Here is a 19,717-nt window from a genome sequence, read left to right as displayed (position 1 = left end):
GGGCCGCTCTGTGAGGGGCGCCATGGGCCGGGGACGGCCGACCTGAGCCACGGCTGCGCGAGGGCGGTGGCGGTGGCGGAACCGCACGGCTCACTTCGGCAGCTGGATCGGGTTCACGATATCGGCGGCAAGGGTCAGCAACATGTATGCACCACCGATGACCACGAACACGTAGGTGATCGGCAGCAGTTTCAGATAGTCGACCGGACCGCCCGGGGCCAGGCCCCGCCAGGACCGGATGATGTTGCGCACCTTCTCGTACAGCACCACCGCGATATGCCCGCCGTCCAGCGGCAGCAGCGGCAGCAGGTTGAAGGCGCCGAGGAAGAAGTTCAGCCCGGCCAGCACCATGATGAAGACGTGCCACCAGCCGCGTTCGGCGGTTTCGCCGCCGATGCGGCTGGCGCCGTAGACGCTGACCGGGGTCTCCTCGTCGCGCTCACCGCCGGTGACCGCGTCCCAGAGCGCCACCACCTTCTGCGGCATCTTCAGCAGCGCCTCGAAGGTGTCCACGAACATGTTGCCGGTGAACACCGCCGCGGCCGGGATCGCGGTGAGCGGGTTGTAGGTGGTCGGGCCGAAGAAGTTCTGTGCCACCCCGACGACGGCGACCTTCTCGCCGGGGCTGCCGTCGCTCGGGTACCGCATCACCCGCTCCGGAGTGACCGCGACATCGATGGTCTCGCCGTCGCGTTCGATCGTGTACTCGAAGGTTCCGGTCTGCTTCTGGGTTTCCTCGACGAATTCGTCCCAGGTGTCCACCGGCACCCCGGCCACCGCGGTCACCAGGTCGCCGCGCTCCAGTCCGGCCTGCTGGGCCGGCCCGGTACCGGTGCATCGCTGCACCGTTCGGTCGGGATTCTGCTGAGCCACACACCCCATCGACCCCAGCGAGGTCTCCGGCGGCTGCGTCATGCTCGGCAGCCCCCAGGTCACCGCCAGCACCACGATCAACAGGAACCCGAGCAGGAAGTTCATGGCGATCCCGCCGAACATCACCAGCAGCCGCTTCCAGGTGGCCTGCCGGTACATCGCCCGGTCCAGATCCCGCGGATCGAGTTCGTCGAGCGCGGTCATTCCGGCGATATCGCAGAAGCCGCCGAGCGGCAGCGCCTTGACCCCGTATTCGGTCTCACCGCGGCGGAAGGAGAAGATCTTCGGCCCGAACCCGATGAAGTAGCGGCGCACCTTCATGCCGGTGGCCTGCGCCGCCCACATGTGACCGCATTCGTGCAGGGCGATCGAAACCGTGATTCCGAGGGCGAACAGCACGAACCCCAGCGCGAATACCATCTGCTCCCTCGACGTATCGGTCTCCGTGACGGACGGCCGGACGACGGCCGCAGCATGCTCGCCGGCGCCGGGCGCACCCGGCCGCGAGGACCCCGCCCACTGTAGCGGGGCCGGCGGCCCCGGGTGGCGAGCAGGGCGTACGCCCGCCGCCTGCGGCGGCTCAGCCCTGTGCGACCAGCTTCCCGGCGTACTCGCGGGCCCAGCGGTCGGCCGCGAGCACCTCGGCGAGATCCTGCGGTTCGGCCGTCCAGCGGTCCGCGGCGTCGACGGCCCGCGCGACAGTGGCCACGATCTGTGGGAACCGGATGGCGCCGTCGAGGAAGGCCTGCACCGCGACCTCGTTGGCCGCGTTGTAGACGGCCGTCACGCTGCCGCCCGCGGTTCCGGCCCGGCGGGCCAGCTGCACGGCCGGGAACACCGCATCGTCGACGGGTTCGAAGGTCCAGGTGGCGGCGGTGCCGAAATCGCAGGCCGCGGCCGCACCCGGCACCCGGTCCGGCCAGCCCAGGGCGAGGGCGATCGGCAGTTTCATATCCGGCGGGCTGGCCTGGGCGAGGGTCGAACCGTCGGTGAAGGTGACCATCGAATGCACGATCGACTGCGGGTGCACCGTCACGTCGATGCGGTCGTAGGGGACGCCGAACAACAGATGGGTCTCGATGAGTTCCAGGCCCTTGTTCACCAGCGACGCCGAGTTCAGCGTGTTCATCAGGCCCATCGACCAGGTGGGATGTGCTTTCGCCTCGTCCGGCTGCACCGAGTCCAGCATCTCGGTGGTCCAGCCGCGGAACGGCCCGCCCGAGGCGGTGAGCACCAGGCGGTCCACCTCCGCGGCCCGGCCCCCGCGCAGGCACTGGGCCAGCGCCGAATGCTCCGAATCGACGGGCACGATCTGGCCGGGGGCGGCGGCACGGGTCACCAGCGATCCGCCCGCGACCAGCGATTCCTTGTTCGCCAGCGCGAGCCGGGTGCCCTGTTCCAGGGTGGCCAGGGTCGGCTCCAGGCCGAGCGAGCCGACCAGGGCATTGAGCACCACGTCCGCTTCGGTGCGTCGCACCAGTTCGGTGACGGCGTCCGGGCCGCCCAGCTCGATGTCCAGGGCGGTTGCGGCGGCCGGATCGGCGACGGCGACGTTCGTGGTGCCGGTCGCCGCCATCTGGGCGGCGAGCAACTCCGGGTTCCCGCCGCGCGCGGCCAGCCCGACGACCTCGAAGCGGTCGGGGTTGGCGGCGATCACGTCGAGCGCCTGGGTGCCGATGGAACCGGTGCTGCCCAGCAGCAGCACCCTGCTCCTGGTGGCGGGGGCGGACGGGACGGCTTCGGGCGTCGTTGCGGGGTGGGACACGCGCCCATTGTGGCAGGGGCTGCTGGCTACGACGAACAGTCGTATGCCACGATATGGCGGAAAGTCGAACCGAGACCCTAGGAGCGATCGTGGCCGCCACGGACCTCGAACCCGCCACCGCCGAACGCGGCGTCGTCACCAGCGTGGACCCCGCCGAGGTACCGTCCGCCGCCTGGGGCTGGAGCGGCGAGTCGCGCAAGACCTTCCGCATCGCGGGCTGGATCGTCGCGCTGATCCTGCTGGCCATGCTGTTCGGCAACCACGGCGGCAACGTGGAGAACATCTACCTCGTCGGCTTCGCCCTCGGCATCGCCGCCATCATGGTGTACGACACGATCTACCGGCGTAAGCCGCGGTAATCCCGCTCTTCACCGCCGGTATCGCAACATCGTTGCGGTGCCGGCTTTCGCTTTTGCGCGTGCCGGCGAGCGGGCTCGGTTGTCATGCGCGCGCCGCAGATCAACGAGTGTGCGTGTCCCGGTACTCGCTGGGGGTCATCCCGACCTCATCTCGAAACACCCGGTAGAACTGCCGTTCCGAGGAGAATCCACTTCCGAACGCAACTGCGGCCGGCGACGAAGTCCGGTCGCGGAGCAGCAGCCGCCTGCTGTGACGCACTCGCATCCTGCGCAACGTCATCGTGAAGGTGGCCCCCGACGCCTGGAAGATTCGAGACAGGGTACGACGGGACACTCCACAGGAAAACGCAACTTCGGCGAAGGTCAGCTCCGGTTCGGTGCAGTGCTTGCGCATGTATGCCAGCGCATGTTCGTGGCCGAGGGTTTCGGCTGCCGAATCGGTCGGCGACTGTCCCGCCGCCACAAGCACCAACGCTGTCAACAGATCCAACGCGGCGGACGCCAGTGCGTCTGCCTCGGCCGGCGACTGCTGCTGAACCCGGGCCAGGTTGCGGAAGAACGCCGATCCTGCGGCAGCGGCGCCATCAGCGGGCAGTCCGACTCCGGCCGGCAACTCCAACCGACTCAACCCCGGCTGCCGGCGCAGTGTCCGCACCGGAACCTGCACCGATACGAGACTCCAAGGGGCTCGATCCGGCCAGTCATAGGGCGTGGAGGTGTCCACGAACGTCATCTCGCCGGGCGCAATCAACGTCGACCGGCCGGCATGGTTCAGGTGCTGCGCTCCGCCGCCGGTCAATATGATCGCGGTCAGGTATTCGCCGTCAGAGCGGTCGATGTGCCTGCGGGTCCGGCGAAACCGCTGGTTCCGGCCCGCCAGACTCGCCAGCCGGAAATCCTCCTCTCCGGCCAGTGAGCCGCTGCAGACTCGGCCGTAGAACGGCAGCTCCGGGTCCGATTTCACGGAGAGCGGAGCATAGGTTTCTTCCATCGATGTCTGCCAGAGATCGAAGTCCTCGCCACGACCGCTCGCCGACGACAGCTCCAAGAATCTGTCGATCGCCATACCTCACCCCCGTGTAGCCATGCCGTCGAACCCACAGCCACCCCGGTGCCGGGAACACAGCATTCCGACCAACCGATGGTAGCGGCGACCGGCCCCGGCTGGAAGCCGACTGTGATGCGACCGCCGCCGACGGCACACCGGGCGATCGGCGCCGAAGTCGACCGATCAGTCCGTGTCCGATTCGTTACCCACCCGACCCGGGGCGTAGTTTCACCACCCATGCCACCGGAACGGTCGAACCACCACGACGCCTACTTCCGGCACATCATGTCCCGCTCCCCCGACGCCGCCGGCGAACTCCGCGCCGCACTACCGGCACACCTGGTCGCCCGCATCGACTGGACCACCCTGGAACTGCAACCCGGCAGCTTCGTCGACCCCGACCTGCGCTGCCGCTACAGCGACATCCTCTACCGCACCCGACTCGACGACCACGACGCCCTCATCTACCTACTCATCGAACACCAATCCAGCAGCGACCACTTCATGGCACTACGCCTGCTGGAATACATCGTCCGCATCTGGACCCGGCACCGCGACCACGGCACAACCACCACCCTGCCCGCCGTCATCCCCCTCGTCGTACACAGCAACGGCACCCGCTGGACCGCACCCACCACACTCGGCGACCTCCTCGACCTCCCACCCCACGACCGCACCCTGCTCCAGCCTCACCTCCCCGACTTCACCTACCTCCTCGACGACATCGCCGCCCTCGACCTGGACACCCTCCGCCACCGCGACCTCACCCCCGCCACCCGGGTCATGCTGATCCTGCACAAGATCACCCCCGGCAACACCCACCTCACCGGCGACCTGCACACCCTCCTCGACGACCTCACCGCCCTGGAAACCGGCCCACGCGACGACCTCCACACCGCCATCTCCTATATCCTGAAAGCCGGGGAAAACGGCTTCGCAGACCTGCAACCGATACTCGAACAACTCGGCCCCCGCACCAAGGAGGCAATCGTGACCACAGCCGAACAACTCCGCGCCGAAGGCAAAGCCCGCGGCGAAGCACTCGGTGAGGCTCGTGGTGAAGCCCGAGCACGCATGGAGACACTGCTCGATCTGCTGGCTGTGAAGTTCGGGACGCTACCCGCCTACGTGACCGCCACCGTTCAAACCGGGAACACCGCACAGCTGCGGGCCTGGGCTCTCCGCGTGATCACCGCCGACACCCTCGACGACGTCTTCGCCTGAACCCGGACCGACCGCTCAAAAGGTTTCGCCCGTGACCGCAACCGCCTACGCCATCCGCAAAGTCGAGCACGACGCCCGCCTCGCCCGGTGGCGCGATCGACTCGACGCAGTCCAGCTGCACCACGAACAAGCCGACGGGCATGCGTGCGTTATCTGCGGCCGGTCCTGGCTCATTGACCCTGTCGCTGCGGTGCCAGTCGGCTATGGACCGATCGGGCAGTTGTTCGCCTGCCGTCCATGCGACACCGAATGACCCGCGGTAATCCTGCGCTTCCGCCCCCATCAGGTTCGCTTCGGGTCAGTTGTCAGGAACCAGGCCGTCCAGCCATCACCCGAGACCGAAAACTCGGATACAGCGGGGGCGACTTGACGTCGGTGGAATCACCGTAGATCTCACCAACTGGTTCTGTCGGGGTCGCCGTCGATCATAGGTTCTTCCGCATCGAGCAACGCTTGCTCGAGCTGGTCCTCGGTCAGGTTTTCGCCGGGGTTCAGGTGTCACCAGTTCCTCCTTCTGAGCGATGGAGGAGCCCCCGAAGGATCCCTGACCGATCCACAGCCCACCTGCCAGCCGGATACCCCGGATCCGCATCCGTCCCCAACGACCCCACGGTCATTCGTCGTTGCGTGTTGCCGTCTGGGTACCGCCGAAGAAGGCTTGGTCGCCTTCCTGAAGGTCAATATTGTCGCCAGCCCGAGCATCCCGCACGAACTCCTCCAGACTAGCCGGCTTACCCGGATCGATGGCGGGTTCTTCCAGGTCAGTAGGTTCGCTGTCATCGTCGTGCTGGTTGTCGACCGGGCTCGGCTGATCGTGCATGTGAACTGCCTCGTTTCCTGTTGGAGGGGAATCCGAGGGTGGGTCATCTCGGATTAGCAAGCCGACAGCAACGGCCGTCGTAACCGCCAGCGCCGCAGCCCCCAGACCGGTCACAGCCATACGACGCATGTGAACTCCCTCCTTGGTCGCCGACATACGTCATCATAGTTCGGCCTCTACTACCACGTCAGGGCACCGGCGGGAGGGCACCACCTTGAGCATCCACAGTGAAGGGGTCTTGGTCGATAACCCGGTTTTGTCCGTAGAAGGATCCGAGCAAGCTGCCCGACGTGGAGTTCTGGCCAGCATCGATCATGCAGACGCTATAGCCTGTTGGCCCACTATCGGATCCAAGGTCAGGGACATGACACTCCGGATTGAACGTTCTGCCGCCACCGCCCGAGCTTGCTGCACCCTCCGTCGTCGATGCAAACGGATACTCGTCGCACGAGCGCCCCTCGATGCGCCGGCCATCTCGAATCGCGCCACGCCGAGGGCAAGCAGTCTGCCGGTTGATGTCGCGGGTGACAGGATCTGCCTGTCGGTGCAACGGCGTACCGACGCCCGGCAAACCGGATCCAATCGCAGCCTGAACGTGCCCGGTCTGCTCACTGGTGTCAGCACGTAGCTTGAACTCCGGAGTGGCCGGCGCTACAACGCACCCCTGCTGGTAACTACCCTGTGAGTTCTTCATCGTAGTATCACACCGGAACATATTGGCCGTGATATTGGCCTTCGTCGAGTCCGAGACTTTCGGGTCATTATTGCCGAAATACCATTCGAGTTTCATCGATCGCGCCGCCGAGATTCGGTCGGCCATATCCTGCTCTGTCCATTTCACCACAAAAACCTTGGTAGACCCCGGAGTCACGACCGAACCATTATCGGGTCCGTCGACGCTGACCTGATCGGACCCGAATCCGACGTATGTGGGATTTAGATAGAATGTCGGAATTCCAAAACTACCACTAAAGGAGCCGAAAGTAATCCGAAATTCCTGATTCATCTCCCCAGTTCGGTGCGACGAAAGAATTCCCGTCTTGATGTTCAACTTCAAGGTCCCAAGATACGCACCGGTAGTACTGAATAGTTCAAGCCCAGAGTTAAATACCGTACAAGCATTTTTTCTCGTCCACTTCCATTTACCATCCCACGCCGCCGTGGTACATGATCCGGGTATGAAGTAGGCGTGTGTGTCCGGTCCTTCAATAATAGGATTCTCTCCACCCGGCGGCATACTACCGCCTTCCTCGGGAACGGGACACGAACGATCGCTCTCGCAACTATCGTAGTCAACTGCAGTCGCGCCAGAACCCTCGCTACCCTGCGCACCTAGGGCTGAATCATCTGCGAATTCGGCCCAAGTGTTCGGTCGACCGCTGTCGACCACGGGCTCTTCATCCTCAACTTGCGGCGTTACTCCAGCAGCCGATTCCGTAGGCCACCCCATGGTGCCGAACTGAAATTCTTGCTGCGATGCGGATCCGACCGACTGGTGGTCGGCTATCGGATAGCCGTATGGGCCTGCTTCAAAACCCGACTGCTGCCATTTCGCCAGCAATCCACCGGTAACGGGGTGCGCCCCATAAGCATCGGTCCAGTATATGACGCCGTTGTCAAACCGGTTGAACCTTCCTAGCCCGTCAGGTGTAACCATTTCATCACTGATCGGATAGCCGAGCGTTCCAGTTTCCCACCCGGTCTCTCCCCACTTGTCGCGAATGGCCCCCGTTACATAATAGGCTTCGTTTGTCTTCCAGTAGATCGTGCCACCGTCAAAGTATTGTCGGCGTCCAATTCCGTCCGGATTCACCAGCTCATCACTGGTTGGATAGCCAAGCACTCCAGACTCCCAGCCGTTTCGCTGCCACGCAGCAAAAAAGTGGTTCACCACAGGGTGTGCGCCGCCCCAGGACGACCAGTAGATTGGGCCGTTCTGGAATACTGACCTCTTGCCCACACCGTCCGGGTTCGTGAGTTCGTCGGTCGTCGGATACAGCAGGAAGCTGTTTGGCCCACCGAGGGAGTCGTACTTATCGCGGATCGCGCCGCACACGTAGTACGGGGCCGGCCAGTACACCGAGCAACCCTCACCAGCGATGAAGGCGGTGGTGTCAGCCGGGGCAGGACGGCGGCCGCCGTTCGCCTTCAGTTCAGCCTCCAAGACTTCGGCGCGGTCGGCATCCTCCTTGGTGAACCCCTCAGGGATCTCTTCTCGATCCGAGCGCATCTTGCCCGGGATGACACGGGAATTCGGATTCTCGGTGGGCTTCCAGGTGCCGGGGTTCGACTTCGGCGGCCGAGCTGGCTTTGACCTCGACGTGGGGACGTTCGTCGTGGTCGAGGAGTGTTCGGGCCGGCTGGTCGGAGCCGGTTTCGGGGTCGAGGCTGCGGTGCGCGATGGGGTCGAGGTTGTACTTCGAGGTCGTGGTGCGGTGGTCGACGATCGCTGTGGTGTCGATGAGGAGGGCGCCGTCGTCGTCGTCGCGTGCGGGGCACTCGGACTTACTGGTGCGGTGGGATCCGCGACGCCAATGCCGGCACCGCCGGTCCCGGTGATCGCGAGCACTGCCACCGCGGCTATGACCACCGGTGCACGGAATGCTGTGGATCGCCTGCCGCTATGTCGATGCGGACGCACAAACCCCTCCTGTCGTCGGCTTCAGATGCCGTTGTCCCGCCGTGTTTCCCCCAGAAATCAGGTCACTCGACCAGGCTGGAGAATTTATAGAAAATATCCTCGAAATATTTCCTACGACACGCCGAGGAGCGAGTATCCGCTACGACCAGGGGTGTTGCCAACTCGCCATAGGTAGTCGCAGGGTTCAAGCGCGGGTGTGCCCAGGGTGAGCGACGCGCAGGCAAAACGTGACTAGGCGGCTGAATCGGTCCCGCTGTCCCGGCTGAAACCCGATAGGATCCGGCTACGCCGGACAGGTGGGTCGTGCCTGCCCCGGCGCGCTGCCCCGCTCACCAAATCGCGACTACTGCCGGATTGCGGGATCACGCTGTGTCCGCGGCAATCCCCCCGCTTGCCGGCCGAGGATTCATCTCGCGCCGCACTACCGCCTGGGAGGCCACATCCCGGGACCGGAGCTGGGCCGGCACCCCGAGCGGCCGCCGAGTGCTCGACGTACCCGAACGGTCGATACCGGAGACGGCACGGTGAGTGCCACGGGGGTTGTCGGGCTCGCAGTCGCTACCGGACTACCACTGCTTGTCGCGGCTGCCGCCATCTGGTGGCCGCACCGCGAGGGCGGTACCTACGACGATGAGGGGAGGTGAAATCTGTGAATCGTGGCCCCGACGGCCAGTTGCGGGTCAGAGTGATCAGGCCGATGGAAGGTTCATTGGCCGGGTGGGCGATGGCGAGGGCGGTGAGGAAGGCATGGGCGACCATCGCCAGCAGGGTCCAGCGGTGCCAGGAGCGCCAGCCCCGCACTTGGTGCTGGTCGAGCCCGGTCAGCGTTTTGGCGGTTTGGAAGTTCTCCTCCGTCGACCAGCGGCGTCCGGCCACCTTCACCAGTCGTGCCAGCGGCACCGGTGCGGGGTTCCAGCAGCGGTAGAAGGCCTGTTCACCGGTGTTCCGGTTGCGGCGGATCATCAGCCAGCGGCATCCGGGCACGTCCTTGTCGTCCTCGGTGCCGATCTCTATCCAGACCCAGTCGTAGACGCGTCGGCCTTTGGCTCCGTCACCGGCCGACAGCGGCTGCCATGCCCGTTTCGGAACTGTCGCGGCCAGGACATCGGCACGGACCCTGCCGGTCGCGGTCATGACTCGGTGGTCACAACTGACCGCGAAAACATAACCAGTGCCGTGTGTTTCGAGTGCCGAACGGAGTTTCGGGTCACCTCCGTAGACCTCGTCGCCGGTCACCCACCGCGCCGGAACACCGGCGTCGAGAGCGTCGATGATCAGACGCTTGGCCAGGGCCGGCTTGGTAGCGAAGCCCACCTCGTCGGGCACACCGGCCCGCTGGCAGCGCTGCCGGTCGGTGGTCCACGATTTCGGCAGGTAGAGGGCCCGGTCGAGGAAGGCAAGCCCCGTAGCGGTGGCGTAGGTGAGATACACCGCGACCTGACTGTTCTCGATCCTGCCGGCGGTGCCGGTGTACTGACGCTGGACACCGACGGTGCGGTGCCCCTTCTTCAGGTCGCCGGTCTCGTCGACCACGAGCGTGGCATCGGCCTCGCCCAGATGCTCGACCACATAGTCACGCAGGTCATCACGCAATCCGCCCTCATCGATGACCGCTGAGGCGAGTAGATGCTGCATCGCGTCCGGGGAGCGATCACCAGCGTGTTCGGCCAGTGTCCAGCAGTTCTTGTTGGGCACTTCCGACATCATCGCCTCCAGCATCCGCGCCGCGGTCCGGCGGGTCTCCACCCGCGCGAACCGGCCGCCGACCCGGCCAGCCAACTCGTCGAACTCCCGTCGCCAGCGATCAGGCGCTACGCTGTGACCCGCGGCCACCGCCAATTCAGTTGTGTTCCACACAAATACGACATGATCACGCGGTGGCCGCTCCACGTCCAGCCCGCTGACCAGCAGCATCACAGATCAGAACGAGTAATCTCACCACCGGCCAGCTGCGCTTTCCACTTGGCTGCTTCGATATAATCGCCAATCCCGGCGTCTTCGGAATCGTATTCGAATGTATCATCCTTCGGTAACTCCGGTTTGTTCGGAGGTCCGAGATGATAGCCTTCCCGTGGGTCTACCGCACCGGGTTGACCATAAATAGGCGAATCGAGCCCATCAGTAGCTGAAGCTTCGGATTCAGCAAATGAGTCGAGCCCATCGGATGCGCTCCGCAACAATTCAGCCGAGCTGCTTGCGACTCTTGCTGCATCTTGCAGCAAGCCGAGCAGTGCGAGGGAGTGGTTCCCGGCTTCAGCCATGTACTCGAAACCGGCTCGTATTCCTGCCGGAGTACCCCGCGCCGGGCCGAGAGCCTGGATCTTCGTAGTCGCACTGACAATACCGCGATCATCTACGTCGAACCCAAGCGCAACTATACTGTCCCGCTTGCCGATAACCCGGGTCTGCGCATCCGAGAGGTCGGTCTGGGACGCCGTCAACTGCGCGGCGAGGTCGTCGATGCGGGTACAGATACCCGTTCCGGTCGCACATTCTGCCCAAACGCGATTCGCTGCGGCATCAGAACCCGCGCCAGTCCAGGTGTGGGCCATCGCTTCCTGGTGATTCCGCATCGCCTCGACCTGGTCACGCACCGCTGTAGTGGCGGCTACCAGTTGAGCTCCTGCGTACCCGAGCAGTTCTACGTTCCACAGTTCGACCTCCGACAACCGCAGAGATTGCCTCGTCACGACGGCACCTCCATCGCCGCCAAGGCCTTGGCGAAGTCACTGTCGGTGACCTCATAGGCATCGCCCGCTCCACGGGCGATTGAGGCCATCGCCACAGGCCTGGCCGCGAACATTCCGATCGACCGACGCACCGTGTCCTGGACGCCAGCCAGTACGGCGCCGATATCGGTGCCCGGAACCGCTGCCTCAGTGCCACCTGACTCCGGTGGCACCACTTCCACCGTCAAGTCCTCGAGAATTCCGGAAGTACGTTCAAGCCACTGTGCCCACGCACGTCAACGACATGGAAGCCCCCTTCAAAACATCCGAGGTGCCATCGACCACCTCAGCGGACCTGACTATAGCTGAGAGTCGCTGATGGCATCCACGGCGCCAACGCTGCCTCCGCAAACAACGACCCGCCCGAAAAGCGACAACTTGGTCTCACCTCTTGGTGCGGCCCGAACCACCACAGGGACCAGCCGAATCGCACCGGCCCTCCCCAACTTCACCGACGACGCCGGCGACCCGATCCCGAGCGTCCGGACCGGCCGGTGTCGGCACCGCGAGCCCGGCCTCCGGCCGCTTTGCCCCGTGCCGGTTTCCCGGCCGCAGCCCCTTTGCCACCCGCACGCCCGGACTGCGACTTCTGCTTCGCGCCGGGGGGCGAAATTCGCTGCGAGCCGCTGCCCCGGGAACTGTTCGCGGAGCGGCCCCGCACGATCCCGATGAACTCCTGCACCAGGTCATTCGGTTCGCCGGCCGGCCAAGCGAGGGCGATCTCGGTCTCCGGGACGTCGTGCAGCGGGCGGTGCACGAGGTCGCGGCGGTGATGCAGGCGGGCGATCGACTGCGGGACGACGGCGAACCCGCCGACGGCGGCGACCAGGGCCAGGGTGTCGGCGGCCGTGTCGAGGTCGGCTGCGTCCTGTTCGCGCTCGCCGGTGAGATCGCCGGAGCCCACCTCGTCGAACAGGGCGGCCGGATGGTCCTTCTGGACCACGGCGACGGGGCGTTCCCGGTAGAGCGGGATCGCGTTCAGCCCGTCCCGGTCGATCGGGAGCCGGACGAAACACATGTCCACCCGGGCCTCCCGCAGTGCGGTCTCCTGGTCGGCCTGCGCCACGCCGGTCAGTTCCAGCGGGACCTCGGGGAACCGATCCGCCCACACCCGCGCCCATTTGGACACGGTCACACCGGGGACGAAACCGACGCGCAGCCCCGGCTCACCGGCGACGGACTGCTCCTGGTCGGCCCGCGCCGCGGCGAGCAGCACGGCGCGGGCGCGCACCAGCAGGGCCTCGCCCTCGGCGGTCAGCCGAGTCGGCGCGGCGCCCGGAACGAACAGCCGGACGCCCAGTTCGTCCTCCAGTTCACGAACGGTGTGGCTCAACCGTTGCCGGGAGATCCGCAGCGCAGCCGCTGCCCTGGCGAAATGCAACTCCTCGGCGACGGCGACGAACCGGCGCAACCGGTCCGCTTCGAGACGTTCCGCCACCGCCGGATCGAAGTCGTTCATTCGGACCAGCCTATGGGACGCCCGCGGCGCATCCACCGTGTGCATCGGGCATGCTCTATGCATCCTACAAATGATATGTACGATACATATCGTTAGCCATGCTCATGGATGGAGGCGTTCGTGCCCACCCCCACCCGCACAGTCCGTTCCGGACCGCTGCTGGCCACCCTGGCCGCCGGCGGGATCGTCGCGGCGCTCATGCAGACCCTGGTGGTCCCGCTCCTCGGGACGCTGCCCGATCTGCTGGACACCAGCCCCTCGAACGCCACCTGGGTGGTCACCGTGACCCTGCTCGCCGGTGCCGTCACCACCCCCGTGGCCGGCCGGCTCGGCGATATGTACGGCAAACGCCCGGTGCTGCTGGCCTCGATCGTGCCGTTGGTGGCGGGTTCGGTGGTGTGCGCCCTGGCCACCACGGTGACGCCGATGATCGTCGGCCGCGGCCTGCAGGGGATGGGCATCGGCATCATCCCGCTCGGCATCAGCGTGCTGCGCGACCTGCTCCCGCCGGCGAAGCTGCCGTCGGGGATCGCCCTGATCAGTTCGTCCCTGGGCATCGGCGGCGCGCTGGGCCTGCCGGTCGCCGCGGCGGTGGTGCAACAGACCGACTGGCATGTGCTGTTCTGGGCCACGGCCGTGGTCGCGGCACTGGTCGGCCTGGCATTGTTCCTGGTCGTACCGGAGGGCCCACCTCCCGGACCGGTGGGCCGGTTCGATGTGGCCGGCTCGGCCGGACTGGGCGTGGCGCTGGTCTGCCTGTTGCTGGCCGTCTCCAAGGGCGCCGACTGGGGCTGGACCAGCGGCTCGATTCTGACCTTGCTGACCGGCGCGGTGATCGCGACCGCCGCCTGGGTGTGGTGGGAGTTGCGCACCACACACCCGCTGGTCGATCTGCGGGTGACGGCACGGCCGCCGGTGCTGCTGACCAACGCGGCGTCGGTGGTGGTGGCGGTCGCCATGTACGCCCAATCGCTGATCGTGCCGCAACTACTGCAGCTGCCCGCCGCCACCGGGTACGGCCTGGGCCAATCCATGTTGGCGATGGGACTGTGGATGGCCCCGGCCGGATTGACGATGATGCTCGTCTCCCCGGTGGGGGCCCGGCTCACCACCCGCCGCGGACCGAAGACGACCCTGATCACCGGCTGCCTGATCATCGCGCTGGGCTACGGTTCGGCCATGCTGCTGATAGGCAGCACCTGGGGCCTGTTGATCGTCACGGTCGTGATCGGTGCCGGTGTCGGATTCGCCTACGGCGCGATGCCCGCGCTGATCATGGCCTCGGTTCCGCAGTCGGAAACGGCAGCCGCCAACAGCTTCAACGCCCTGATGCGCTCGATCGGCACCTCGGTGTCCGCTGCGGTGATGGGCGCGGTCCTCACCCAGATGAGCGTGACGGCCGCCGGGTACACCATCCCCACCGAAAGCGGCTTCCGCACCGGCCTGCTGATCGGCGCCGGGGTCGCGGTGCTCGGTGCTGCGCTCGCAACGGCAATTCCGGCGGGCCGCGCGCCCATCGCCCCGGCGGACCGGCACCCCGCCCCGGAACCGGCCCGCGCCTGATCCCGGAACCGGGCCCGATCAGCCGGTCGCGCCCGCGGGATCGGCCTCGGCCGAGCGCGGCCACGCCCGGCCGTGCCGGCGCTCGATATCGATGTTGAATCGGCGCAGGTAGTCGGCGAAGGCCGCGACGTCCTCGGGGGACCAGTCCGCCAGGATCGCCTCCAGCGCGGCGAGATTCTCGGTGCGTTCCAGGTCGAGCCGGCGCTGCCCCTCGGCGCTGATCCGGAATTTGCGTGCCATCCCGCCCGCCGGGTCGGGAATACGTTCGACCAGCCCGGACCGCAGCATGGCGGCGGTCTGCCGGTTGATGGTGGAGGTGTCCAGCGCCATCGCATCGCTGAGCTGGCCGATCGACATCGGGCCTTCGGCGCGTAGCCGGCGCAGCAGGAAGAAGGCGCTGCGGTCCAGTTTCCGTCCCACGCCGTGCGGTGCGCGCGGTATCACGCTGTAGCGCCCGAGAAGCATCGTCTCGAATTCGATCAAGTGCGTCGGCTTGTCCATGAATCCTCTGCCGGAGTACCCGCGGCCGCCCGGAATCCCGGCGACGGGCAGCCGCCACCGGCGCGCCGGAGCCATACCAACAATGTGCAGCTTACATATTCTATGCGCAGTACATATTAGACCCGGGTGACCTCCACCTCCCCCTGCATCGACCCCTACCCCCCATACGTACTATCGGGTCCATGACCACGCACCGGCACCCGACGCTGATCTGCGCAGTGCTGGTGATTCTGGGCATCGCGATCATGCATCTGCCGGCGATTCTCGGCCCGGCCGCCGCCCAGGCTACGCCGGACGACTCGCGGACGGCGGCCATGTCCGCTACCACCACGGACGACCAGCAGCCGTGGCTCAGCGGCCGGTGCGACCACGGCGGAGACAGTATCGATTCCCATCCGTGCGAGCCGATCCCCCGGAACACCGTCCCGGGCGCCCGGCCGGAACCCGCGGCCGGTCGGCCGGCAGCGCTGCCGATACCGGTCACCGTCCACCGGCACCCCGGCTACGGGCGCAGTCCGCCGTGGCTCGGTCCGTCCCTGGCACAGCTGTCGATTCTGCGGGTGTGACCGGCGCACCCATCCGGCCCGACGGCCGGGATGGGCCACCGGCACACCTCCGGCGCCTCGCGCCGACCCATCGACTCCGAAAGAGCTGACCCATGCCCGAAACACCGCGGACTTCCAGCGCCCTGTCCCGGCGCACCTTCCTCGCCGCCACCCTGGCCGGCGGTGTCGTACTGACCGCCTGCAGTCGCGCCCGCAGCACCACCGCCGGCAGCACGGCCATCGATCCCGCAGCCATCGAGGCGGCCGAAGCCGCCCGGCCGCACACCGGGCGCACCGTCGCCGCCACCCTCCGGCCCGGTCCCGCCGATATCGACCTCGGCGGCATCACCACCCGCACCTTCGCCTACGGCGACACCGTCCCCGGCCCGCTGCTGCGCGCGAATGTCGGCGACGAACTGGCGGTGACGGTGACCAACGGCCTCGACCACCCGACGTCGATGCACTGGCACGGGATCGCCCTGCGCAACGATATGGACGGCGCCGCCCCCGCCACCCCGGACATTCCGGCCGGTGCGGAGTTCACCTACCGGTTCTCGGTGCCGCACGCCGGCACCTACTGGGCCCATCCGCACACCGGTATGGACACCGATTTCGGCCTGTACCTGCCGTTGATCGTGGACGACCCGAACGAGCCGGGCGACTACGACACCGAATGGATCGTGGTCCTCGACGATTGGACCCATGGCGTGGGGCCGAGCCCCCGCGAGATCCTCGACGAACTGCGCAGCGGGTCCGGTATGGGCCACGGCGACATGTCCGGCGGACACGGGATGCACGCCGGCCCGGGCAGCGACCTGCTCGGCGGCGATGCGGGCGATGTCGACTACCCGTACTACCTGGTCAACGGCCGGATCCCGGAGGCGCCGACGACCTTCCGGGCCGAGCCCGGGCAGCGGATCCGGCTGCGCATCGTCAACGCCGGGGCCGATACCGCGTTCCGGATCGCGCTCGCCGGTCATCGGATGACCGTGACGCACACCGACGGGTTCCCGGTGCAGCCGGTCCAGGTGGACGGGCTGCTGGTGGGCATGGGCGAACGGTACGACGTGATCGTCACTGCGGGCGACGGGGTGTTCCCCTTGGTCGCGGCCGCCGAGGGCAAGGAAGGAGTCGCCCGGGCGCTGCTGCGGACCGCCGGCGGCGAGGCCCCCGGCCCGGAGTTCCGGCCCGCGGAGCTGACCGGCCGGATCGGCACCGTCGACCGGTTCACCCCCGCCCCGGAGGTCGAACTGGCCGCCGCGACGCCCGATGTCCGGCTCGACGCCGACCTCACCGGCGGGATGGCGAAGTACGACTGGGGCATCAACGGGGTGCCGTATGCGCAGGCCACGCCGCTGACCGTGGCGCCCGGCATGCGGGCCCGGATCACCTTCCGGAACCGGACGATGATGTGGCATCCGATGCATCTGCACGGGCACACCTTCCAGGTCGTCCGGCCGGACGGCAGCGCCGGACCCCGCAAGGACACCGTGGTGGTGCTCCCCATGTCGAGTGTCGAGGTGGACCTGGTCACCGACAATCCGGGCGCGTGGATGGTGCACTGTCACAACGGGTATCACATGGATGCCGGGATGATGACCCGGCTCGACTACACCGCCTGACCCGACGGAGGCGGCACCGGCGGGCGGCAGCCCGGCGCGGAACCTCACCCCGAACGTGTGAGGTGCGCCGACGCCGGGCGCCCTTACCTTCCCGGTATGGGCCCGGTGATCGGAGATCTGCTTCCCTTGGCGGCCGGGATCGCGCTTTCGCCGATCCCGGTCGTTGCCGTGATCCTGATGCTGTTGTCCCGCAATGCCGGCGGCACCAGCACCGGGTTCGCCCTCGGCTGGACCGCCGGCATCCTGCTGGCCACCGGGGTATTCGCGCTGCTGTCCGGCGGCCTGACCGGATCGTCGGGCCACGGCTCGTCACCCGCGGTGGGCTGGGCGGAGCTGCTCCTGGGGGCGGCGCTGCTGGTGCTCGCGGTACGCCAGTGGCGGGCCCGCGCCGACACCACCACACCGGCCTGGATGGCGGCGATCGACGATTTCACCGTGTCGAAGGCCGCCGGCCTCGGCTTCCTACTGTCGGCGGTGAATCCGAAGAACCTGCTGCTGTGCGTATCGGCCGGTGTCGCACTCGGCACCGCCGATGCCTCGTCGGGCGCGGCGATCGGCGCCCTGGTGATCTTCGGCTGCCTGGCCGCCGCAAGCGTCGTCGTCCCGGTGATCGGATACCACCTGGCGCAGGAGCGGCTGCGGCCGGGGCTGGACAGCCTGAAGGACTGGCTGCAGACCAACAATCACATGGTGATGACGATCGTGCTGCTGGTGATGGGTGCGGCCGTCCTCGGGAAGGGATTGAACGCGCTATGACCGAATCCGCCCGTCCCCGAACGCACCGCACCCGGCTGTTGCTGCCTTCGCTTCCGGACGGGTACCACCGGAAGTGGTTGCGCGCGGATGTCCTGGCCGGGCTGACGGTGTGGGCGGTACTGGTGCCGGAGGCGCTCGCCTACGCCACCATCGCCGGGGTGCCGCCGGTGGTCGGGTTGTACGCCGCGGTGCCCGCCCTGATTCTGTACGCCCTGCTGGGTAGCTCCCGGCATCTGGTGGTCGGCCCGATGGCGGCCACCGCTGCGCTGTCCGCGGCCGTCGTGGCACCGATGGCCGGCGGTGACACCGGTCGGTTCGTGGCGCTGAGCGCTGCCCTCGCCCTGATCACGGGGCTGGTCGCGGTGGCCGCGGGGCTGCTGCGGCTGGGTTTCCTGGCCCAGTTCATCTCCGAACCGGTACTGAAGGGTTTCATCGTCGGGCTGGCCCTGACCATCGCCGCCGGCCAGCTCCCGAAACTGATCGGCGTGCCGAAAACCGACGGCGAGTTCTTCGAGCAGATGTGGGGGCTGTTCCGACAGCTCGGCGACATCCATTGGCTCACCACCGTACTGGGCGTCGCCGCGCTGGCCGTGGTTCTCGGCGCGCGCCGATGGCTGCCCCGGGTTCCCGGATCCCTCGTTGCGGTCCTGGCCGGGATCGCAATCGTCGCCGTCGGCGATCTGGACGATCGGGGTGTGGCGATCGTCGGCCATATCGACTCCGGGCTGCCGGAATTCGGACTCCCCGGCGGGCTGTCCTTCGGCGACTATCTGCACCTGCTCGGCCCAGCGGCCGGCGTGATGCTGATCGGCTTCGTGGAGGGGCTGGGGGCGGCGAAGACCTATGCCTCCCGCAACGGCTACCGCATCGATCCCGATCGGGAACTGTCCGGGCTGGGTGCGGCGAATCTCGGCGCCGGATTGAGCTCGGGCATGGTGGTCAACGGCAGCCTGTCGAAAACCGCCGTCAACGGCGGGGCGGGAGCGAAGACGCAGGTCAGTGGGCTCATCGTCGCCGGTTTGACGGTCCTGACGCTCCTGCTGCTCACCGGGCTGTTCGAGCAGTTGCCGGATGCCGTGCTGGCGGCGGTGGTGATCGCCGCCGTCGTAGAACTGATCGACTTCGCCGCCCTGCGCGAGCTGTACCGGGTGTGGACGGCCCGGCTGGGCAGCATCTACGGTCTCGCCGCACGTGCCGACTTCGGTGCCGCCATGGCGGCGATGCTCGGCGTGCTCGTCTTCGGCACCCTCCCGGGGCTGGCCATCGGCGTCGTGATCTCCATCCTGTTGCTCCTGTATCGGGTCACCCGGCCGAACGTCACCACGCTGACCCGCCGGGGCCAGGCCTGGGTGGACCTGCACCGGCACCCCGGCCCGGCCACCCGGCCGGAACTGCTGGTCGTCCGGGCCGAGGCCGGATTGTTCTTCGCCAACGCCGAATACGTGTCCCAGCGGATCACCGATCTGATCGGGGACCGCACCCGGGTCGTGGTACTCGACGCCGGTACCTCCCCCACCATCGACGTGACCGCGAGCCGGATGCTCGGCGAACTGCATCGCGCGCTGGCCCGGCGCCGGATCGACTTCCGGCTCGCCCACGACCTCGGCCAGGTCCGGGATACCCTGCGCCGGGTGGACCACGGCGTGCTGCCGTTCCCCGTGTACCCGACCGTCGATGCCGCGGTCGCCGATGTCGATCCCGCCGGGTAGCTGCCCCGGCGCGGGATCACCCGCATCGGGTGAAGCCGCCGCCCTGCTGCCGCGCGTAGCGTCGGCTCCGGCGCCCCAGCAGGGGCGGCGGTTTCCGGCTGAC

18 protein-coding genes are annotated in these 19,717 nt (G+C 67.2%); 8 read left to right on the top strand and 10 right to left on the bottom strand.

Annotated features, from left to right (window positions below):
* Positions 1–90: 90 nt before the first annotated feature.
* Positions 91–1,293, bottom strand: a complete 1,203-nt coding sequence (locus AC1HFH_RS09090; RefSeq protein ID WP_480246988.1) for a M50 family metallopeptidase — start codon at positions 1,291–1,293, stop codon at positions 91–93.
* Positions 1,294–1,453: 160 nt separating this feature from the next.
* Positions 1,454–2,638, bottom strand: coding sequence for a 1-deoxy-D-xylulose-5-phosphate reductoisomerase (gene dxr, locus AC1HFH_RS09085; protein WP_480246987.1), 1,185 nt, complete (start codon positions 2,636–2,638; stop codon positions 1,454–1,456).
* Between the two features lie 89 nt (positions 2,639–2,727).
* On the opposite strand from dxr, the gene AC1HFH_RS09080 reads away from it, so the two are divergent.
* Positions 2,728–2,997 carry a DUF2631 domain-containing protein gene (locus AC1HFH_RS09080; protein WP_480246986.1) on the top strand — a complete coding sequence of 90 codons (270 nt, stop codon included), beginning with the start codon at positions 2,728–2,730 and terminating at the stop codon, positions 2,995–2,997.
* 100 nt (positions 2,998–3,097) lie between these two features.
* Here AC1HFH_RS09080 and AC1HFH_RS09075 read toward each other — a convergent pair whose 3' ends face one another.
* Entirely contained in the window at positions 3,098–4,063 is a 966-nt protein-coding gene (locus tag AC1HFH_RS09075; RefSeq protein ID WP_480246985.1) for a helix-turn-helix domain-containing protein, read from the bottom strand.
* Between the two features lie 219 nt (positions 4,064–4,282).
* Between AC1HFH_RS09075 and AC1HFH_RS09070 the strand changes: the two genes are divergently transcribed.
* On the top strand, positions 4,283–5,269 hold the full coding sequence (locus tag AC1HFH_RS09070; RefSeq protein WP_480246984.1) for an Rpn family recombination-promoting nuclease/putative transposase: 987 nt from the start codon (positions 4,283–4,285) through the stop codon (positions 5,267–5,269).
* A gap of 31 nt (positions 5,270–5,300) precedes the next feature.
* Positions 5,301–5,522 carry a hypothetical protein gene (locus tag AC1HFH_RS09065; protein WP_480246983.1) on the top strand — a complete coding sequence of 74 codons (222 nt, stop codon included), beginning with the start codon at positions 5,301–5,303 and terminating at the stop codon, positions 5,520–5,522.
* 360 nt (positions 5,523–5,882) lie between these two features.
* Here AC1HFH_RS09065 and AC1HFH_RS09060 read toward each other — a convergent pair whose 3' ends face one another.
* The 6 genes from AC1HFH_RS09060 to AC1HFH_RS09035 form a co-directional block, all read right to left on the bottom strand.
* Positions 5,883–6,245: a hypothetical protein gene (locus AC1HFH_RS09060; protein ID WP_480246982.1), complete on the bottom strand. Its 363-nt coding sequence runs from the start codon at positions 6,243–6,245 to the stop codon at positions 5,883–5,885.
* 31 nt (positions 6,246–6,276) lie between these two features.
* The gene (locus tag AC1HFH_RS09055; protein ID WP_480246981.1) at positions 6,277–8,319 is read right to left on the bottom strand and encodes a NucA/NucB deoxyribonuclease domain-containing protein; all 2,043 of its coding nucleotides are present in this window, start codon (positions 8,317–8,319) and stop codon (positions 6,277–6,279) included.
* A 969-nt stretch (positions 8,320–9,288) separates the two neighbouring features.
* Positions 9,289–10,563, bottom strand: a complete 1,275-nt coding sequence (locus AC1HFH_RS09050) for an IS701 family transposase (RefSeq protein ID WP_480246980.1) — start codon at positions 10,561–10,563, stop codon at positions 9,289–9,291.
* A gap of 80 nt (positions 10,564–10,643) precedes the next feature.
* The gene (locus AC1HFH_RS09045; protein ID WP_480246979.1) at positions 10,644–11,420 is read right to left on the bottom strand and encodes a hypothetical protein; all 777 of its coding nucleotides are present in this window, start codon (positions 11,418–11,420) and stop codon (positions 10,644–10,646) included.
* Positions 11,417–11,647 carry a hypothetical protein gene (locus tag AC1HFH_RS09040; protein ID WP_480246978.1) on the bottom strand — a complete coding sequence of 77 codons (231 nt, stop codon included), beginning with the start codon at positions 11,645–11,647 and terminating at the stop codon, positions 11,417–11,419. The genes AC1HFH_RS09045 and AC1HFH_RS09040 overlap by 4 nt, the downstream gene beginning before the upstream one ends.
* Positions 11,648–11,907: 260 nt before the next feature.
* Positions 11,908–12,918: a LysR family transcriptional regulator gene (locus AC1HFH_RS09035; RefSeq protein WP_480246977.1), complete on the bottom strand. Its 1,011-nt coding sequence runs from the start codon at positions 12,916–12,918 to the stop codon at positions 11,908–11,910.
* Between the two features lie 120 nt (positions 12,919–13,038).
* On the opposite strand from AC1HFH_RS09035, the gene AC1HFH_RS09030 reads away from it, so the two are divergent.
* Complete coding sequence (locus tag AC1HFH_RS09030; protein ID WP_480246976.1) at positions 13,039–14,481, top strand: MFS transporter; 1,443 nt, start codon at positions 13,039–13,041, stop codon at positions 14,479–14,481.
* Between the two features lie 18 nt (positions 14,482–14,499).
* Here the strand turns inward: AC1HFH_RS09030 and AC1HFH_RS09025 are convergent, their stop codons facing one another.
* Positions 14,500–14,982 (bottom strand): MarR family winged helix-turn-helix transcriptional regulator, encoded by a 483-nt coding sequence (locus AC1HFH_RS09025; protein WP_480246975.1) that lies wholly within the window; start codon positions 14,980–14,982, stop codon positions 14,500–14,502.
* Between the two features lie 182 nt (positions 14,983–15,164).
* Here AC1HFH_RS09025 and AC1HFH_RS09020 point away from each other — a divergent pair, with 182 nt between their 5' ends.
* From AC1HFH_RS09020 to AC1HFH_RS09005, 4 genes are all read left to right on the top strand, one after another.
* Positions 15,165–15,548, top strand: coding sequence for a DUF6153 family protein (locus AC1HFH_RS09020; protein WP_480246974.1), 384 nt, complete (start codon positions 15,165–15,167; stop codon positions 15,546–15,548).
* Positions 15,549–15,640: 92 nt separating this feature from the next.
* Positions 15,641–17,149 (top strand): multicopper oxidase family protein, encoded by a 1,509-nt coding sequence (locus AC1HFH_RS09015; RefSeq protein WP_480246973.1) that lies wholly within the window; start codon positions 15,641–15,643, stop codon positions 17,147–17,149.
* A gap of 96 nt (positions 17,150–17,245) precedes the next feature.
* Positions 17,246–17,905, top strand: coding sequence for a GAP family protein (locus AC1HFH_RS09010; RefSeq protein ID WP_480246972.1), 660 nt, complete (start codon positions 17,246–17,248; stop codon positions 17,903–17,905).
* Positions 17,902–19,614 carry a SulP family inorganic anion transporter gene (locus AC1HFH_RS09005; protein ID WP_480246971.1) on the top strand — a complete coding sequence of 571 codons (1,713 nt, stop codon included), beginning with the start codon at positions 17,902–17,904 and terminating at the stop codon, positions 19,612–19,614. The genes AC1HFH_RS09010 and AC1HFH_RS09005 overlap by 4 nt, the downstream gene beginning before the upstream one ends.
* Positions 19,615–19,717: the final 103 nt, after the last annotated feature.

It is taken from the genome of Nocardia sp. KT25-26, from assembly GCF_056627695.1.
This window is presented reverse-complemented; position numbering and strand designations above follow the sequence as displayed.

What these genes read in the sequence shown, in the direction of transcription:
- AC1HFH_RS09090 (WP_480246988.1), bottom strand. Translation starts at nt 1,293, where the DNA reads ATGGTATTCGCGCTGGGGTTCGTGCTGTTCGCCCTCGGAATCACGGTT.
- AC1HFH_RS09075 (WP_480246985.1), bottom strand. Translation starts at nt 4,063, where the DNA reads ATGGCGATCGACAGATTCTTGGAGCTGTCGTCGGCGAGCGGTCGTGGC.
- AC1HFH_RS09070 (WP_480246984.1), top strand. Translation starts at nt 4,283, where the DNA reads ATGCCACCGGAACGGTCGAACCACCACGACGCCTACTTCCGGCACATC.
- AC1HFH_RS09060 (WP_480246982.1), bottom strand. Translation starts at nt 6,245, where the DNA reads ATGTCGGCGACCAAGGAGGGAGTTCACATGCGTCGTATGGCTGTGACC.
- AC1HFH_RS09055 (WP_480246981.1), bottom strand. Translation starts at nt 8,319, where the DNA reads ATGCGCTCGGATCGAGAAGAGATCCCTGAGGGGTTCACCAAGGAGGAT.
- AC1HFH_RS09035 (WP_480246977.1), bottom strand. Translation starts at nt 12,918, where the DNA reads ATGAACGACTTCGATCCGGCGGTGGCGGAACGTCTCGAAGCGGACCGG.
- AC1HFH_RS09025 (WP_480246975.1), bottom strand. Translation starts at nt 14,982, where the DNA reads ATGGACAAGCCGACGCACTTGATCGAATTCGAGACGATGCTTCTCGGG.
- AC1HFH_RS09020 (WP_480246974.1), top strand. Translation starts at nt 15,165, where the DNA reads ATGACCACGCACCGGCACCCGACGCTGATCTGCGCAGTGCTGGTGATT.
- AC1HFH_RS09015 (WP_480246973.1), top strand. Translation starts at nt 15,641, where the DNA reads ATGCCCGAAACACCGCGGACTTCCAGCGCCCTGTCCCGGCGCACCTTC.
- AC1HFH_RS09010 (WP_480246972.1), top strand. Translation starts at nt 17,246, where the DNA reads ATGGGCCCGGTGATCGGAGATCTGCTTCCCTTGGCGGCCGGGATCGCG.
- AC1HFH_RS09005 (WP_480246971.1), top strand. Translation starts at nt 17,902, where the DNA reads ATGACCGAATCCGCCCGTCCCCGAACGCACCGCACCCGGCTGTTGCTG.